At 49.7% G+C, this 19,224-nt stretch carries 11 protein-coding genes; 6 read left to right on the top strand and 5 right to left on the bottom strand.

Features of this window, described 5'->3' with window-relative positions; all coding sequences use genetic code 11:
- Positions 1–9: 9 nt before the first annotated feature.
- The 5 genes from drmB to L5462_RS04515 all read right to left on the bottom strand — a co-directional run bounded on the left by drmB (position 10) and on the right by L5462_RS04515 (position 7,958).
- Entirely contained in the window at positions 10–1,740 is a 1,731-nt protein-coding gene (gene drmB / locus L5462_RS04535; RefSeq protein WP_237779631.1) for a DrmB family protein, read from the bottom strand.
- A gap of 2 nt (positions 1,741–1,742) precedes the next feature.
- The gene (gene drmA, locus L5462_RS04530; protein WP_237779630.1) at positions 1,743–5,468 is read right to left on the bottom strand and encodes a DISARM system helicase DrmA; all 3,726 of its coding nucleotides are present in this window, start codon (positions 5,466–5,468) and stop codon (positions 1,743–1,745) included.
- The gene (locus L5462_RS04525) at positions 5,449–5,997 is read right to left on the bottom strand and encodes a DNA glycosylase (RefSeq protein ID WP_237779629.1); all 549 of its coding nucleotides are present in this window, start codon (positions 5,995–5,997) and stop codon (positions 5,449–5,451) included. The genes drmA and L5462_RS04525 overlap by 20 nt, the downstream gene beginning before the upstream one ends.
- A 122-nt stretch (positions 5,998–6,119) precedes the next feature.
- Positions 6,120–7,364, bottom strand: a complete 1,245-nt coding sequence (locus L5462_RS04520) for a DNA cytosine methyltransferase (protein WP_237779628.1) — start codon at positions 7,362–7,364, stop codon at positions 6,120–6,122.
- Positions 7,365–7,481: 117 nt separating this feature from the next.
- A complete protein-coding gene (locus L5462_RS04515) occupies positions 7,482–7,958 on the bottom strand; it encodes a thermonuclease family protein (protein ID WP_237779627.1) in 477 nt (158 codons plus the stop codon).
- Positions 7,959–8,099: 141 nt separating this feature from the next.
- On the opposite strand from L5462_RS04515, the gene L5462_RS04510 reads away from it, so the two are divergent.
- The 6 genes from L5462_RS04510 to L5462_RS04485 all read left to right on the top strand — a co-directional run bounded on the left by L5462_RS04510 (position 8,100) and on the right by L5462_RS04485 (position 19,136).
- Entirely contained in the window at positions 8,100–10,577 is a 2,478-nt protein-coding gene (locus tag L5462_RS04510) for a DEAD/DEAH box helicase (protein ID WP_237779626.1), read from the top strand.
- Positions 10,578–10,591: 14 nt separating this feature from the next.
- A complete protein-coding gene (locus L5462_RS04505; protein ID WP_237779625.1) occupies positions 10,592–11,506 on the top strand; it encodes a ribonuclease H-like domain-containing protein in 915 nt (304 codons plus the stop codon).
- An 86-nt stretch (positions 11,507–11,592) separates the two neighbouring features.
- Positions 11,593–11,904: a hypothetical protein gene (locus tag L5462_RS04500; protein WP_237779624.1), complete on the top strand. Its 312-nt coding sequence runs from the start codon at positions 11,593–11,595 to the stop codon at positions 11,902–11,904.
- Entirely contained in the window at positions 11,904–12,230 is a 327-nt protein-coding gene (locus L5462_RS04495; protein ID WP_237779623.1) for a hypothetical protein, read from the top strand. Before L5462_RS04500 ends, L5462_RS04495 begins: the two co-directional genes overlap by 1 nt.
- Before the next feature lie 96 nt (positions 12,231–12,326).
- Positions 12,327–17,129 (top strand): DUF3320 domain-containing protein, encoded by a 4,803-nt coding sequence (locus L5462_RS04490; protein WP_237779622.1) that lies wholly within the window; start codon positions 12,327–12,329, stop codon positions 17,127–17,129.
- Positions 17,130–17,168: 39 nt separating this feature from the next.
- On the top strand, positions 17,169–19,136 hold the full coding sequence (locus tag L5462_RS04485) for a histidine kinase dimerization/phosphoacceptor domain -containing protein (RefSeq protein ID WP_237779621.1): 1,968 nt from the start codon (positions 17,169–17,171) through the stop codon (positions 19,134–19,136).
- Positions 19,137–19,224 lie beyond the last annotated feature (88 nt).

The following is a 19,224-nucleotide window of genomic DNA, read 5'->3' as shown; positions in this document are numbered from 1 at the left end:
GACGAATCATCAATCTCCAAGAACCACGTGCCTGTCCAGCCATCTATTTCTGTGTTCACAGGACGTCTCAGAGATCATTAAACAACTGTGACATGCTGAACCATTGTAATTTCCCTCTGAAATTCTGTTCTGATGGCATATTGGATCGTTGGAGCAGAATTCAAGATCTTTAATCGCCATTTTCCATATCTCATCAAATCTGGATTCTGAAGCACATCCCGAGAGGCCCCCCATACTGCACTCATCTCCAATGGATGATGAATAGAGGAGAATGCCTCCATGACACCCGTCTGAGTAGACCCTTTCCCTTATTGAGGCTGATGCATAGCCAGAATACAGCGATACGGCCCTTATAAGAGCATGTGAAAGTGTGTGCCACCATACAAATTCAGGGGTCACCCTTCTATTTTTTTTCAGAATTTCATCATGAATCAGATTTTTTTCATTCCACTCCTGCAGCACATCTGGAGATGAAAGGTCATCTGTACTTACATCAGCCGTTATGAACAAACCCTCCCCCGCACTCTCAAATGCAGGATACCACCAGGTCCCTGACAGTGCATCCTGTGCGCCTGTTCTTACAATCCTTGGTTGCAGCACCTCTGAATTTTCATTTTTTTTGAGATATGGACTCCTGAAGTAACCTATTTGAACTGTTGTGAGCTTCAATTTTCTTACAGGAATAATTTTAAGGGAAAGCTGAGAATCAACTGAAAAATCCACCGGTCTACCCATTGATAGGATTTCAGAGCTCTGCATATCTCTGAGGGCCTGAAATTCATCTGCAAGAGGATCTGCTGTTCTATTCTCAGTGAAGTTCAGCACATATTCACAGAATTCGCCGTATCCCCTTTCCGTTATAAAATGTTCAATGTCATGATAATATTCTCCTTTATTTTCTCTAACATATGAAAGCAGATTTTCTTTATCCACTCCTGTTTTTATCAGGGAAATCATACTGCCCCTGAATTCAGAATCCTCCAGTATTTCATCGAGTTTGTTTTTATAGGGAATTTTCACAAGGGTCAGTGTTACAGGTATCCTCAGTGAGGTTGACTGTCTCTGAATAGTTTTCATTTCAAGTTCGCATATCTCACTTCCACGATTCCCCTCTCCATTTTCAGGAAATCTGCCAGTGCATCGGAATTTTCTTCTGTAAATATCACGCAGGGATGATGACTGTCCACATTTGGGGCATTCAACCTTTATGTCTGCAATGGATGGTCCCTCAATTTTCCAGTAAAAATACCGCGAATTGCAGCCAGTCCTTTCACTGTGAACAAGATAGTGCCAGGGCACCTCATCAAGATGTCCATCAGGACATGCGGCAACAAATCGTGTTGCTGAAGCCTTATCTGATCCACAGATGGGACATTCGCCTCTCTCATCCTTGTAAAGGACCGGTGAATGATTCTTATCACTGTCTCTTCCATAACATATTTTCCAGCGAGGAAATGGATATGTGTTGTAGATGTAAAGGCTTTCATCACGGTTAAGGGCTGCGTTGCTAGGGATCGAAAATAGCCTTATCTTATTAATTTCTTCATTTTTCTTGAGGAACTCAGAAACCCTGCTGTCACTAACCTCAAATTTTTCGAGATACTCACCGGTAAATAAATTCCTTAGTCCCTGATTCAGTGAAGGGATTATCCGGGGTCCATTTTTTCCTTCCAGTATGGCTCCGGGTCCATAGGTAAATATGAACTGGGATCTCCTCAGATGCTGCACATCAGGACTCATTTTCACACCCTAAAACCTGTTGTTTCTTCAATATCCCGCAGTGAATTCGGGGCATTCCTGAAAACTGTTTTGAGTTTTTCATATTCATGTGCTGGCGTGGCTAGAACCACGTTGTGTTCTGGTCTTTTAAATTGCGTGTATTCCGAAAAATGGAGTTCATCGGATTCGTTAGCAACAGCTTTCCACAGCTTCATACATCCCTCAAGAGAAGTTTTAATGATCGAGGACTCCTCCCTGTCTTTAAATATTTTCTCAGCACGTTTCACCATGGATTCAATGAGTTTATGAACGTCTTCAGAGGCTTTTTCAGAAAGTATTATGTCACCTTCCTTGTTTTCTGTCCAGCTGGCGGCGGATAATGGCATATTCCTGAGAAATGCGACTGCTGCGGGTCCAAGGGCCCTGCTCATGGCTCCATCTGAATACGGTGAAACGGACACGGGTTCAACATTTTCATGAATCCTTGCATGATACTTCATGAACATCTCATAGTGATTCATATCACGTGGTCTTGCAGCATTCAGAAATGTCAGAACAAGACCTCCATATTTTCGCCCTATTCTTCCAGTTGCCTGTATGTAGGATCCGGTTGTCTTCGGCTGACCGTTGACAATCATGAGTGATAGATGGGGCACGTCAACACCGGTACCGAACATTGAAGTTGTGAATATGGCATCATACTCAGGAGTTCCTTCCTGTTCCCCATCACGTTCTATTCCGTCCAGTATAAGTGGCAGAGCAGTTGAATCAATCCTGCTTGAGAGTTCAAGGGGATCAGGCCCTATATCACGGAGATCATCACCTGAAATCTCCTTCAACCTTTCCACGACGTCCTCCCTGTAAAATGCAATTGCCCCTCCCAGTTCCCTTATTGAATTGTAGTACCCCACAACTGTCCAGTAATATCTGATGGTCTCCTCATCTGCCTTTTCTGCAGATGTTTTGAGAACACGGGCCCATAGCCTTATCTGGGGTGTTATTGGACCTCTTCCAGGTGCTGCGATTCCCATGTAAAGTCTGCCCCCCTTTTTTTCATCCCATGCGCTGGCGGGATCATCCTCCTTAACGAAAAATGAGTCCTCTATTTCAAGACCATTTGGGGGGAACTGGAACAGATCCCTTCCAAAGAGAAGTTTCGTCTGGTCACCTGCATTGTTTATCGTTGCAGTGGATGCAAGGTATTTTGGTCTCACCCCTCCACTGCACAGCAGTGACTCCACGACTGCCTCATAGATCCCGAACATGCTTCCAAGAGGACCGTCCAGGAGGTGAAGTTCGTCCTGGATTATCAGTTCGGGAGGCAGAAACCTGTCAACATCAGTATCATATCTTTTACTCCTTTCTGTAGCCTCTTCAGGATACAGTCCATCCCTGTGATAACCGTAAAATCTGTTGAATTTATCAACATTCCCGAAGATTGCAGCTGCCCTTGATTCAAAGGATAGCCTTGCAATCTTATCTGCCGTGCTTATGATAACCGTGGGGCATCTTGCATAAACCTGCTCATCGACTGTGTATGCGGGAACTGGAATTCTCCGGTTCTCTTTAAATGGACCCTCAAACCTCCTTAAGGTGTTCCCGTCAGGAAACTCTGCTTCTTCATCTGAGGGAATGCCCTCCATCCATTCAACTCCTTTATTAAGAGGACATTCAGGGTTGAGGCACCATATTTCAAAGTCAGAGTATCTTCTTTTTTTTCTGCCTTCATCATAGGAGCTTCCAAAGTATCCTGGTCTGCGCCAGTTCAGTGAAGAGAATTCAAAGTACTTTCCGATGCATTCCATGATTTCGGATATCCGGAAGAGATCAACATCCCCTTCATAAAATTTTATGGTGAGTGTTTCGTGGTCTTCCCTGAGGTTTTCTCTGGAACTTATAATATCCACAATTTCGGGAAACATCTCCCTGATTTTTGAAGGTTCGAAAATCACATCATCTTTCTTTTTTCTGACAACAATGATTATCGTGTTATCATGGGCGGGTAGTGAAGCATCTGAAGATGAGGGAAGGCTCAACCAGGCATTGCAGGCGGGACATTTGATGACCTGTGCTGGCTCACTTTCAGATCTGTCATCATCAGAGGATAACAGTATGTCCATGGCCCCTGTATTTCTTTTTCTGAGATGAAGTGGGGATACGCCTCCACCAACCCAGAGGCCTGCCGAAAACCTGACAGATCCATAAAGCCAGTCCTTTCTGATATCACAGACAGATGGTCTCCACCCCCGAAGACCATCCCTGCACACGAAAACTCTAAGATACTCCGCTGCAGTTATCATTCTAAGTGTTCTTCTGAACTGCTGTACTGTGAGGAGTCGCAGCGTGTATCTTGATATAACTGCTGTCCCATAGTATATGCCAGTGTTTCCTGAACCCAGAGAACCTCTGAGACGGCGAAGTGAGATTGTGAAGGCCATGATAGCAAGATAAGCTTCTGTCTTTCCGCCTCCTGTTGGTATCCACAGGAGATCCAGCACATCACGATCTTCAGATTGTGGATTGAATATCGCTTCGATGTTCATGAGGAAAAATGCAATCTGGAACGGTCTCCATAGGAAATCATCGTCTCTATCAGCCCATTTATGCTGAAGTGATATAACCTTATTTGCAAAACAGAAGGCCAGTCTTGCTTCATCATGGTCTATGAGAATTTCCAATCCTATTTTGATTCTTTGCAGTGCATGTTCCTGTCTTTCAATTATATCTGATGCAAATTTTTTCTTTTCATCATCCATGGACAGATATTCTTCTCTGTTGGATTCTATCCATTCTTCATATGAATCTATGAGCGGCTTTATGATTTCTGAAAGTGAAGCTGGATCCCATGCCTCTGAAAGTTCCGTTGCGGATAGTTCATCAACATTCTCTGTATCAAAGGATGGTATTGGGATAGAATAGAGGGGTACAAATTCTGTTCTGAAATCTGGTTTTCTGAAATTTTGAATTTCAGGGAACCTTTCAGCCAGCTCAACACCATCAGACCATATAACGCTTTCATTGATGTGCTGTGAATATTCACAGGATTTTGATACGGCTGAACATTGAATCCCCATAACATCAATTTTTCTGTTTCTGTAGATGAAATTCATCTCATTCTTGTAATCTTCGGCATGATCCGCAGCCTCCGGGCACCCATTCACATTAACGCGGATGCTCGGCTGAAAAATACAGGATGCTGTTTCCGGCCTGTAAGCATTTCTGGTGGTATGAAGTTTGTTTACAAGAATCACCCTCACATTCTTTTCGGAGTTTCCGTAGTTGCGGACCATAACACTGATCATTATGCGACCGTCATTCCCTTCATAGATGCATTCATGGGTGCTGTCACCTTCAAGTGAAATCTTTTTGATGCGGAAATGGCTTTCTCTTCTCCACATTTTCCTGTCTTCGTCCTTTGTGTATCTGCCCCACGTAACACACACATCCATTTTATCTGTGTTTGAGGGCACCATGAATGACATACCAAATGATCGGGGTCTGATAAATGGTTCCGAGGACGGTGATACTTGGTTATCCGAAAGATCGTCCTCTTCTGATGAATTCATGCCATCATTAACGCCTTCAGAATCAGGGTCAGCAGGGCCAGTTTCCATAACAGGATTCCATTCTTCTGGAATAATAACACCTGTTATGTATTCATCGTAGGGGTCACTCTTCAGAAGTTCCTGAGGACCATCGCGCGGTCCAAGAACCTCCTTTATTATTTCTTCAATCATTATCTGTCTCATCATGGGATCTCCTGTAAAAGCTGCATGAAAGTTTCAGGGGACATTCATGGCAGAGTGGACTGGAAGGTCTGCACACAGCCTCTGCGAGGTCAATCATGGAAAATGAAAAATGCCTGCAGTCACCAAATTCAAGAAGCCTCCTCATTAGCGTTTCAAAATCCTTTTTTCTGCGGGATGAATCGCTAATTTCAAGGTTGAATAATCTACCGATGATTCTTACGGTGTTTGTATCCAGCAGAGGTTCAGGAATGTTCTCTGAAAAACATAAAAACGCTGATGAAATGTAATTCCCTACACCTGGAAGTTCAAGCAGTTCACCCTTGTTTCTTGGAACCACGCCATCGTATCTGCGTTCGATCTCACATGAGAGTTTATGGAGATTTCTGGCTCTCCATCTGAGACCAAGTGATGAGAGTTCATTTTCTATGGCTTCAGGTTCTGCCTCGCACACAGACTTAAAATCCGGAAATCTTTCAACAAAGTCTTCATAGATCTCAAGAACCTGCTCCGCACGTGTTCTGTGAAGCATTATTTCAGCCAGGAGGATTCCATAATCATCATTTCGTTCACGCCAGGGAAATTTTCTTAAATTACTTTTTCCCCAATCACAGATTTTTGCATGGATATCAATGAGCTGGTTTTTTTCAGAGATCAGAGACCCCCCTTTAATATTTCATGGATCCTTCGGGCAATCCTCTCTGACATTAATGGTGGCACAGCGTTTCCTATCTGCTGATACTTCGATGTCCGGGACCCCTCAAATATGTAACTGTCAGGAAATGACTGAATCCTCGCAGCCTCCCTTACGGTCAGAGAACGGGCCTGTTTTCTGTCAGGATGGATGTAGTAGTGTCCGTCCTTGGATATGTGAGCAACAAGTGTATGTGAAAATGGAAGGTCACCTGCAACGACCTTGTAGCGGTCAAGAAATGAGCTGGTGTTCCTGTGAGTCCTGAGTTCCGGCGGAAGCTCAGTGTATTTCAGTCTTCTTCTTTCAGATTCCCATGCTTCAATCACTCTTCTGTAAATTTCACGATCTCTTGAGTTATGATTCCTCGCCTGATGATGGAGCAGCACATCCCCATCTGTCCTTATACCTGATTCTTTCAGAGGCTGTGCAGGCTTTTCTGCATAATGCTGCGGTCCATCGTAACCTTCTCCAGGTTCAAGAGGGGGCAGATCTGATAGTAAATCCCATACATTGCCCCTGTATCTGTGTTTTTCAAAATTTATTTCACCATCCATTTCCAGACGATGTCCTATAACTATGAGCCTTTTTCTTCGCTGCGGAACACCGAAATCCGAGGCATCACGAATTTTGACATCAAGATTGTAACCGAGATTGATGACCTTCTCCTGAAAATCAGATAAAATTAAACCCTCCTTTGCTGAAATCATTCCCGGGACATTTTCAAAGACAAAGAATTCAGGTCGAAATTCCTTCAGGAATGAGAGGTAGATGAGGTAGAGATAATTTCTCCTGTCATTCGCCATATTCTTACGCGCCCTTCCAGCATAGGAGTAGGCCTGGCATGGGGGACCGCCAATGATACCATCAACTGATTCAAATCCAAGAACTTCCATTTTTGACTTAATACGTTCTATAACACGATTCTTATTTCCCTCTGTGAGCTCAAGATTCATGTAGAGATCCCTGTTGAATTCAGGGTGTTCCTCAAAGAGTTCATCGCGGGTTATCTCATTCATCAGATATGCGCTGTAATCGTCAGAATTACCATCCCTTTTCAGGTAATGGTAAAGGCACCGGGTTTCAAGTGTTCTGATTGCGTTCACATCCATCTCAACATGTGATACAAATTCATAATCATTTCTTAAAAAACCCTCGGTGAGTCCCCCGGCACCTGCAAACAGGTCAATCAATGCTATCTCTGACATCAACAAACCTTCCCGATTAATTCAGTTACATCATGTTTATATCAAAGATTACATTTAAAGGTTGCATCTAAATTTCAAATGTTAAGCATCATCGTACCTGACACCATCCCTATCATTTCAGGTCCACTCATATGGGTTGAACTCTGATGGTGGAATGTACATGACCTCGGCATATCCCCTCCTGAGGAGTTCCCTGTTCATGTTGACCCCATCCACGTAGACCACAGCGAGGACCCTCCCATATTTATCATGCCTTTTTGCATCGTCTATGTCGAGCTGCACGGTTCTTGAGAGGCACATTGATTTCATGAAGTCCTTCGCCTCCCTGTAGCCTGGCTCCCCCCTCTCAGGGGTGTTGACACCCACAAGGCGTATCCTCCCTGTACCTGAAACATCAATGGTATCCCCATCAACAACGTAGGTGCAGACTCCAATGGCATCATATTCACCTGTCCCGGAGGCATTACCTGTATCTGAGGTTATGTAATCCTCTGGACTCACATCTGAGTAATTGCTGAGGTTCTGGTCCTGGTATTCTGATTCCTCTGAGACACAGCCCGCCATCGCAGTAACTGCAAGTACAAAGATAATCACAATTACCCTCTTAATATTAACACTCCCTCTCTGTACTGTTAAATAATATGTGTTTACATGTATATATTAATTTTGAATCATGAGGGGAGAGATCCATGAACTGAAAAACATTTAATAGGATCGTCCCCCAATTCTATTAACATGGTTAAAAGGGTGCTTGAGAGGTTCAGGAGGGACTGGCGCTTCAGGGATGCCGTGGAACACGTTGAAACGATCCCCGCAAGGCGCGCTGAATACGCGGAGGTCACCGATCTTCCTGAGAACATCACTGAGTACCTTGAGAGGCACGGCATCAGACTCTACCGTCACCAGGCAGAGGCCCTTGAGGCCATAAGGGAGGGGAGGAACATCCTCATAACAACCCCAACGGCCTCAGGGAAGACCCTCGCCTTCAACCTCCCCATAATGGAGACCCTCACCCTTGATGGGAGTGCAACGGCCCTCTACATCTACCCGGCAAAGGCACTCTCAAGGGACCAGCTGAAGGTTCTTGAACACCTTGAATCGGAGCTTGGAGTCACACTCAACCCTGCAACCTATGATGGGGACACCCCCAGGGAGAGGAGGCCATGGATAAGGGAGAACTCCCGTGTGGTGCTCACAAATCCCCACCAGCTCCACCGTGTCCTCCCATGGCACCACCAGTGGAGGAGGTTCTACAGTAACCTCAGGTATGTGGTGATAGATGAGGCCCACCAGTACCGGGGTGTCTTCGGATCCAGTGTGGCGCTCCTCATAAGGAGGCTGAGGAGAATCTGCAGGTATTACGGTTCAGACCCCAGGTTCATCCTTGCAAGCGCAACCCTCGCCAACCCTGAGGAATTCTCAGCTAAACTGACGGGACTGGATTTCCATGTCATCTCACAGGATACATCCCCCTCCGGCCCCAGGCACTTCGTACTCTACAACCCCTACAGTAAGAGGGGGGACCCATCGGCGCACCTTGAAACCTCATCCATACTCACCTACCTTGTTCTGAGGGGTGTTCAGACCCTCTGCTTCACCGTCTCAAGGAAGATGGCTGAACTTGTAACCCGGTGGACCCGTGAGCAGCTCGACAGGGAGAACAGGAAGCTCATTGACCGCGTAACATCATACAGGGCAGGGTACTTGGCAGAGCAGAGGAGGATGATAGAATCAGGGCTCAGGTCAGGGAGGCTCCTGGGTGTCACCACCACCAATGCCCTGGAACTTGGCATAGACATCGGTTCACTTGATGCGATGATAATATCCGGTTACCCTGGGACCATGATATCCACCTGGCAGCAGGCAGGGAGGGCAGGGAGGAACAGAAAGGATTCCCTTGTAATCATGGTAGCCTTCGAGAACCCCCTGGACCAGTACATCATGAAGAACCCCCACTTCATCTTCGCGAGGCCCCATGAGAACGCCATAATCAACCCTGAAAACAGGTTCATACTCAGGAACCACACGGCCTGCGCAGCCTCAGAGTTGCCCCTCACCCTCCAGGACTTCCTGGACCACGACTTCAGCATGACAGTGGCAGGGGAGATGCTGGGTGAGGGGGAGCTTGAAATCTCACATGAGGGACTGGTATGCACCACAGACCCCCAGTTCAGGTATGGACTGGATGATATCTCATCGGATACCTTCACGGTGATATGCGAGGGACGAACACTTGAGACCATGAGCCGGTCCCAGGCATACAGGGAGGCCCATGAGGGCGCTGTGCTCATGAACCACGGCAACACCTACATCGTACGGGACTTTGACCTGCAGAAGAGGAGGATAACCGTTGAGAGGAGGAACGTGGAGTACCATACGTCGGTCCTCAGGGAGACAGACCTCAGGGTGATCAGGAAACTCAGGAGGAGGAGGGTGGGAGGCCTTGAGGTTAACTTCGGCGAGGTTGAGGTTACAGAGCACTACACCGGTTACAGGGTCATGAGCTACAGTAAGGTCCTGGGGAAGAGGGACCTTGAACTTCCACCCATCAGGTTCAGGACCAGGGCACTCTGGTTCACGGTACCCGACACTCTCAGAAAGAGGGTTGAAGGGGAGTACGGGGATGATGAAACATTTGAGGGCGGACTCCACGGCGCTGAGCACGCGCTCATAGCACTCTTCCCCCTCCATGTACTCTGTGACAGGATGGACATAGGGGGACTGTCAACCCCATGGCACCAGGACACCCAGGAGGCAACCGTGTTCATCTATGACGGCTTTGAGGGCGGCATAGGGCTTGCTGAGAAGGGTGTTGAGGTCTTCGAGGACCTCCTCAGGTCGACACTTGAACTGGTATCATCCTGTGGCTGCAGTGACGGGTGTCCATCATGCATCTACTCACCAAAATGTGGCAACGACAATTCACCACTCCACAGGGACGCCACAGTGATGATACTTGAACACCTCATGGGGAGGGCATCGGGGGGTGCTGAGGAGGAGAGCAGTGAGGAGGCCCCAGGTGTCCTTGAGGAGGTTGAACTCCTCTGCAGTGAGGGCAGGCTCTCTGATGCCAAGCTGAAGCTGCATGAGATCCTCGAGGAGGAACCATCTAATGCGGGGGCATGCTACCTGATGGGGGCCATCCTCAGGGAGCAGGGAGAGGCTGAGATGGCAGATTACTTCCATGAGAGGGCCAGGAATGGAATGAATTGAACGGGGGATAGTGGATGTTTGAGAAACTCAAATGGGACCTCATGAGAGAATATGAGGGCATGGAACTGGAGGAGGCCATCGGGGCATCCCGGCTGACAGCGGCGGGTGCAGAGGCACTTGAGGTATCCTTCAGCAGGAAGATGAGGTTCAGGGTGCGGGAATCAGCGGATGACATCCTCTCTGACCTCAAGCTCCTCAGGGGCGTTGGGCCGGTCACCGAGGAGAGGCTGAAGTCTGAGGGGTACCTCACGGTTCCAGACCTCCTTGCACATGAGAGGTACAGCCATGAGGCCTCCAGGGTCCTTTCCATGATCCAGTCAGGGGATGTGTACAACCTGAGGTGTTACCTCAATGCATCCCCATCTGACGAGAGGGTGCTTGGTGCACTGGGGCTCCTTGATGGTGGGGCGTTCACCTTCCTTGACATCGAGACCCTCGGGCTCTCAGACGAACCCGTGATACTCACTGGCATGGCCTGGATTGAGGACGGTAAGATCCATGTGAGGCAGCGCCTCGCCCCCGAACCCTCCATGGAGGCCGCTGTCCTTGAGATATTCCACCACATCCCACCAGACTCGGTTCTTGTAACATTCAACGGGGCAAGCTTCGACATCCCATATATAAGGAGGAGGTCGGAGCTCCATAACCTGGGTAACCGGCTGGAGCACTGCCACGTTGACCTATACCATGTATCAAGGCGCCTCTGGGGCTGCAGCCTACCTGACTGCAGGCTCTGCACGGTGGAGAGCCACATCCTGGGGGTGGAGAGGGACCTTGACGTTCCAGGGGCATATGTGCCCGACTACTACCATACCTACCTCTCAACCGGTAACCCGGGGCCCCTTGTACCGGTGGTGGAGCACAACCGGGAGGATATAATCAACATGGCCCTCCTCCTCTCACACATCAACTCCGGGTCCACTGATTGAACGGTTAGGGTGCAGATGGGGATTCTGGAGGTGAAAAACCCAATAAATAAATATTTCCTTTAACATAGTATCTGGTGGTGTTTTACATGGATATCCTGATTCTTGTAAACCGCGTGGCGGGGCTCATCCTGGGGGTCATGATAATAGTCTCATGTCTCAGGATACTCTCAGAGTTGAGGTCCAGGGAACTTGCGGTCTCCATGCTCTTCCTTAAGAGGCGTGAGTCCAGGATCATATGTGCATCCATATTCATATCATCGATCTTCACGGTACTCGTGGGCCTCACATTCGTGTGGGGACAGTCAGAGTGCGTGGTTGAGGGTTTACTGAACCTGAACGCCCTCTTTCTCCTTGTAGCGGTGGGGCTCCTGGCCTCGGTGATGGGGGGTGATGCCTGATGGTCCCTGGCTGGCTCATAATAATACCACCCATCCTCACCCTGTACTTTGCAGCGAGGATACTCCTCAACAACCTGAGATACAGTGAGGCTGCCCTGGGAATGCTCTTCTCCAACATAAATGAGACCACACTCCTCCTGAGGGTATTCGCTGTTTCAATGATACTCTTCTCAGCCACGAGGGTGATGGACCTCATTGACCTCTTCCACCCGATACCCTGGAATGATGAGATAGTAGCCGCCCTCATATGGGTGGTTGACATTGTCCTTGTATATGTCTTCTACAGAGTTGCCGCCACAACAACGCCCCAGGAGAAGAAGATCTGATGGGATGAGTGCAGAACCAGTAGAGTGATCTGTATATAAACTGAATGGAGGGCTGCTGCCTTCAGTGCGGGATATAACTGTTGAGGGAGAATCTGAATGGATAAATCTGCAAGGAAGATCATCGAGAGGGAATTTGAGAATCTTAGGGAGAAACTCCTTGACCTCACAATGCGAAACCAGCTCCTGAACTTCAGGCCAAGGTCAAGGACGGTTGAGGTTGTGAACCACGACCCTGAATACATATACACCTACCTTGTCCTCAACGGGGCTAAGATGAAACTGGCCCCCAGGAGGGAACCTGAAGAGGAGACTGACCCAGGTAACGACATTGAGGACCCCGAAGGTGAAGTGGATATCGTTAACGAGCTGGAGGGCCCCGAAGGTGAAGGGGAGCTTGACCCCGGTGATGACCTGGAGGACATTAGACCCGATGATGAGAACATCCTCCTGACTGACCTCACAGAATCTGAACTCCAGAGGAGGCTCTTCTACATCAACCAGAGGGCCAGGACGATGATCCAGGAGCAGGGCTACAACATACTCTACCTCGCCCTGGGGTTCCTTGAGTGGATGGCTGCAGATGAACCTGACATCAGGAGGGCACCCCTGGTTCTCGTCCCGGTGGTCCTTGAGAGGCGCAGGGCTGGCTCATCATTCTCACTCCGATGGGATGGCAGCGAGATCATAACCAACATGTCACTCCAGGCCAGGCTCAGGGAGGAGGGAATCGAATTACCCGAGTTCAGGATGCCCCAGAGTCCTTCAGGGATCTCAGAGTACCTCAGAAAGGTTGAGGATGCAGTGAAATCCATGGATGGATGGGGGGTCACAGATGAGGTCCAGCTGGGTTTCTTCTCATTCACCAAGTTCCTCATGTACATGGACCTTGACCCGGCATCCTATTCAAACTGGGATGAGATAGTTGAACGCCCCCTCCTTAAGGCCCTCTTCTCCATTGAAATCGATGAGGACGATGGGGAGGTGGACATAGACAGCATCCCCTATGAAAACCTCTACCACGTGGTTGACGCCGACTCATCCCAGATCGCGGTTATAGAGGACGTCAAGGCGGGTAAGAACCTTGTGGTTGAGGGGCCCCCTGGGACAGGGAAGTCCCAGACCATAGTTAACCTCATAGCCGAGCTCATGGCCGCAGGAAAGACAGTCCTCTTTGTGAGTGAGAAGATGGCCGCCCTTGAGGTTGTGAAGAGCAGGCTGGACTCCATAGGCCTTGGCAGATTCTGCCTTGAACTCCACTCCCACAAGGCCCGGAAGAAGGACGTCCTCAATGAACTGGAGTCAACCCTCATGGAGGCCGAGGCAGAGAGGCCCGACGCTGAGAGGGAGTTCAGGAGGGTGGAGAAGCTGCGCGATGAGCTCAACGAGTACAGGAGGGCCCTCCATGAACCACTGTACAGCATACAGCTCTCACCCTTCCAGTTGTTCGGTATGAAGGAGAGTTCAGAGAGGTACTTCAATGGTGAGCTCCCATTTGTCAGGATACCCTCACCTGAGACCATAACCCCTGATGAGTGGGACGAGGCCCTGGTGGAACTTAGGAACCTTGCGAAGCTCGCCGAACTCCTCCCACCCCTCCATGAGAACCCATGGTCAGGCACCGACCCCGGGATGATGCTCCCCTCCGATGTGAGGGAACTCGAGGTCCTCCTGGAGTCAATAATGGATTTGAATGACAGACTCATGGCTGCACTCCAGGAATTTCAGGAGAAGTACGGCTTCAGCACCGTTAAGACTGCCGGGGACCTTGAGAGGCTCGCTGAGGTTGTCTCTGTGGTTTCAGAGTCACGGCCCTTCGACCTCGGTGTCCTTGAATCAGAGATATGGGATCGGTACAGGGCCGACGCCTTAACCCTCCTTGATAAGCTTGAGGCCTACACCCGCAGGAGGGAGATACTTGACAGGTTCCATGAATCCGTCCATAATGTGGACCTGGAGGCCCTTCTCAGGGAGTACCTGAAGGAGTCATCCAGCAGGATAAAATTCCTCAGCGGAAGGTACAGGAAGGTGAGGAATGAGATAGATGCCCTCTACGTTGGGAGGGCCCCTGAGAATGATTATGAGGTCGTGGAGGACCTTGAGAACCTGATTGATGTCATGAGCCTGAAGGGGGAACTTGAAAGGTACAGTGGTGTGGCTGAGAGGTTCTTCGGTTCAATGTGGAACCCGGAAAACCCATCCATCCAGGACCTGAGGGCCACTGCAGAGTGGATAGTGAGGTTCAGGGACCTCCACAGTGAGGGCCTCATATCAGAGAGGACACTTGAGTGCATCTCGGATGGCCTTGACGGTGATAGGCTTCTCTCTGAATTCCATGAAATCCTCAGAATCCACAGTGAACTTGAGGATAAACTCTCAAAGCTCCAGACAAGGATAAACACCCATGCCCATGTCATATTCAACTCCCCCCCAGAGGATGTCCCCTTCCGGGCCTGGAGGTCAAGGGTTAAGGCCTGGAGGGAGGCCCTCAACCTCCTCCCCCTCTGGTCCCAGTACCTTGAGAAGAAGAGGCTCTGCATGAAGACCCGTGGGGCAGCATTCATACCACTCATAGAGTCAGGGATAATCAGTATGGATGATATAAGGCCGGCAATGGAGGGTAACCTTGCAGATGCGCTCCTTGAGAGGGCCTTCAGGGAGATACCAGCCCTTTACACATTCATAGGTGACCTCCATGAGGCCAGGATAAGGGAGTTCAGGGAGCTTGACTCCAGGATAATCGAGCTCAACAGGAAGAGGCTCATACATCAGCTCAACAGTAACATGCCAGCAGTCTTCGGGGGGGCGGCCCCGGACTCTGAGGAGAGCATCCTGAGCGGTGAGTTCACACGTAAGAGGGGGCATATGCCCCTCCGGAAGCTCCTTAAACTTGCAGGTGGCGTTATAAAGAGGATAAAGCCCTGCTTCATGATGAGCCCCCTCTCCATTGCACAGTACCTCGACCCCAGGAGCAGCGAACTCCAGTTTGATGTGGTGATATTCGACGAGGCATCACAGGTTAAACCAGAGGACGCCCTCGGGGCATTCCTCAGGGCCAGAAATGCTGTCGTGATGGGTGACACCAACCAGCTCCCACCAACAAGCTTCTTTGATCAGATGATCACATCAGAGGAGGACTCTGAGGATGTGGCCACCGCCGCTGACATTGAGAGCATACTGCACCTGTGCAAGAGGAGCTTCCCTGTGAGGATGCTCAGGTGGCACTACAGGAGCCGGCATGAGTCCCTGATCGCGGTGTCAAACCAGGAGTTCTATGACAACAGGCTCCTGGTGTACCCTTCACCCTCAAGGGAGGATGAGGAACTGGGACTCCACCTCAGTTACCTCCCGGAAACTGTGTATGAGCGTGGGAGGACATCATCCAATCCCCTTGAGGCCGCAGCCGTTGTTGAGGCCATAGAGGAGCACTTCATGAGGTACGGCACATCAAGGAGTCTCGGTGTCGGCACATTCTCCGTCGCCCAGATGAACGCCATCCTTGAGGCCCTTGAGGAGAGGTTAAGGGAGAACCCTGAACTCGAGAGGCTCATAAACCAGGAAACCGATGAACCATTCTTCATAAAGAACCTTGAAACAATACAGGGGGATGAGAGGGACGTTATCTTCATCAGTGTGGGATACGGCTTTGATGAGAACGGGCGGATGTCCCTCAACTTCGGGCCCCTGAACCAGGAGGGTGGTGAGAGGAGGCTTAACGTCCTCATCACCAGGGCCCGTGAGAAGTGCGTGGTCTTCACCAACTTCAGGGCATCGGACCTTAAAACCGGACCAGGGACCCCCTTCGGTGTCAGGGCACTTAAAAGGTTCCTCAGGTACGCTGAGACAGGTGTGCTTGACTCGGATTCCACTGGCACCTCACAGGGCCTCTTTGAGGATTCAGTATATGAGTTTCTGGTTGATGAGGGCTTCGAGGTTGACCGGGGCGTTGGCTGTGCCGGTTTCAGGGTTGACTTCGCGGTTAAGGACCCGGATGACCCTGGAAGGTACATTGCAGGGATCCTAACTGATGGTGAAATGTACAGCAGGGCAGAGGTTGCAAGGGACCGTGACAGGCTCAGGGAGGAGATCCTCAGAAACCTGGGCTGGAACATCATCCACCTCTGGTCCTCTGACTGGTACCGCAACAGGGATGAGACACAGAGGAAGGTTGCAGATGGACTCTCTGAGATAGTTGAGAAAACCAGGAAATCCAGGGAGGCAGATGAGGTGACTGAACTGGAAGGCCAGGAGGGGACAGTTGAGGTGGATGAACCTGAACCCCCTGAGCTGGTTGAGGAAGGTTCCCCTGAATCCACCATAGAGGAGCAGGATGCAGTGGAATCAATGGATCTTCCCGGCGAATCCCGGGGGGAGTCTGTTGCCAGTTACGTTGAGTACAGCACCGATAAACTGAAAAAACCCGACGACCTCTACAAGAACCCCACACCCGTGATATCATCCGTTGTGAGTGAAATAGTATCAATGGAGGGTCCGGTACACGTTGAGGAGGTTATAAGGCGTATAAGGGAGTCCTGTGGACTTAGAAGAGCAGGGAGGAGGGTGAGAAGCATAATAAACTCTGCAATTGAGATGGCGGAGAATAACGGTAACATCAAGCGAAGCGGTGAATTCCTTCTCCTCACAGAGTCCATGCCGGTCACCGTGAGGAGGAGGAGTGGCAGGGTTGACATCTCGCTCATATCCCCCATGGAGATCGAGGAGGCTGTCAGGATTGCAATGAAGTCCACCTCAGAGATGGATGAGGTTGTAACACGGGTTTCAAGGATGTTCGGTTTCAGAAATACCAGCAGGAAGACTGCCACGGGTATCAGGAAAGTCATAGGGGAGATGGCCCGGAGGGGTGAGGTGGTGGTTGAGGATGATAGGATCAGACCCGGGTGATGCGAGCATACCGCCATTTAAATCCACATGGAGGCCTCTATGAACCCCTACTCAATCATATCCCTCCTGGCATCTGTGATTGCATTCTACACCTCAGTATTCATCTACTACCGTAACCCCCGGAACAACCTCAACTTGCTTGTATCCAACCTTGGTGTTGCTGTGTCATTCATGGCCTTCACCGAGTTCGTCTACCGGACGGTGGCGACACCAGGGGATGCCATGATATGGCTGAGGCTTAGTCTCCTCTGGCCAGTCATCCTGGCGATTCTCCTCCACATAGCCCTCAACTACACCGGGAAGGGTGCAGGTAAACTTGCAGTGGCCATAATCTATACGCCCGCGGTTATATTCATATTAACGGGACTCCTGACTGACCTCTTCATTTCCGGTCCACTCCTCACATATTATGGCTGGACCTACGCCCTCCCTGAACCCCCGGTGGTCTTTGCACTCTTCTCATTCTGGACCGTTACCGTGACACTGACGGCGGCAGCCATCACCTTCAGGGACTACCTGGGATCCAAAGGGTACAGAAAGAGGGAGTCCCTGTACATATTCACGGGTCTCTTCCTCCCCCTGATTGTGAGCTTCACAACTGACTTCATTCTCAGGGATCTTATGGGGATGGTCTTCCCTGAGTTCACCCAGACCATGCTGTCCCTTGGCCTGCTCTTCATCGCCTATGGTGTCTGGAGGTATGACTTCCCTGAACTCTCACCTGCCATCGCGGCGAGGAGCATAGCCGAGGTGATGCCCAACTTCCTCATCATAACGGACCTTGAGGGTAGGGTGACAAGCTTCAGCAGGAGCGTCCATGAGAAGCTATCCTACAGCTCCAGAGACCTCAGGGGTAAACCCTTCTGGAACCTCTTTGACCCATCTGACAGGGAGATACTGGGGGAGCTGGTCTCTGGTTTCAGCTCATCTGAAATGGAGACCAGGATAATCTCAGCGGATGGGAAGACAACTGATGTTCTCCTCACAGCATCCCCCATAAGGGGGCGCTTCAGGGAGCCCATTGGCTTCATATTCCTAGCAACTGATATAAGCCTCCACAGGAGGGCCACAGAGAGGCTCCGTGAGAGTGAGATGAGATTCAGGGGAGTTGCCGATAACATCTCAGATGGTATCGCCATAACCGATGAATCAGATACTGTAATCTACTGGAACCGGGCACTTGAGGAGATAACATCCACCGGAAGGGACGATGCTCTGGGAAGGAGGATGTCTGAGATATGCTCAGAGGTGATCCTTGAGGCCCGTGGGGATGATGAGTTCCTGATAGAGGGTGAAAGGGTGGTTCAGATCTCAAGGTTCAGTATCATGCCCGGCCTCGGGGCTGTCCTTGTGAGGGACGTTACAGAGGCCAGGCGCTATGAGGAATCACTGATAGCCGCCCTCAGGGAGAGGGAGACCCTTATAAGGGAGATACATCACCGTGTAAAGAATAACCTGCAGATAATATCAAGTCTTCTGAACCTGCAGAAGCCCTACATAAGGGATGCTGAAGACCTCAGAATATTTGAGGAGAGCCAGACACGTATAAAGTCCATTGCCATGATACACGAGAGCCTCTACCAGTCTGAGACCCTTTCAGAGATAAACATGAGGAACTACATCTCACGCCTTGTAACTGAACTGCTCTCAACATATGGCGCCTCAGGTATCATATCGGATATCAGTGTGGATGATGTGAGCCTTGATATTGAGGTTGCGGTCCCGGTGGCCCTCATAGTCAGTGAACTTGTCACAAACTCAATAAAGTACGCCTTCCCTGATGGTGAGGGGAGGATCATGATCAGCTTCAACCTGAGGGGTGGGGTGTACCTTCTGGATCACAGGGACACGGGTCAGGGGCTTCCAGAGGATTTCAGTTCAGGTTCATCGGATTCACTGGGGATGACCCTTGTGAGGGCCCTTGTTGATCAGCTTGATGGTGAACTTGAAGCCTTCAATGAGGGAGGGGCGGTTTTCAGGATAAGATTTCCTGAGAGAATTTCGTGAATCGTGTGAGGGATTAGGGTAACTTTCCTGAGAGAAGTTCATGACCCGTGAGAGGGAAAGGACTGGGATTAGGGTAACCTTTCCTGGG

It is taken from the genome of Methanothermobacter sp. K4, from assembly GCF_022014235.1.
In the GTDB taxonomy this organism is placed as follows: domain Archaea; phylum Methanobacteriota; class Methanobacteria; order Methanobacteriales; family Methanothermobacteraceae; genus Methanothermobacter.
This window is presented reverse-complemented; position numbering and strand designations above follow the sequence as displayed.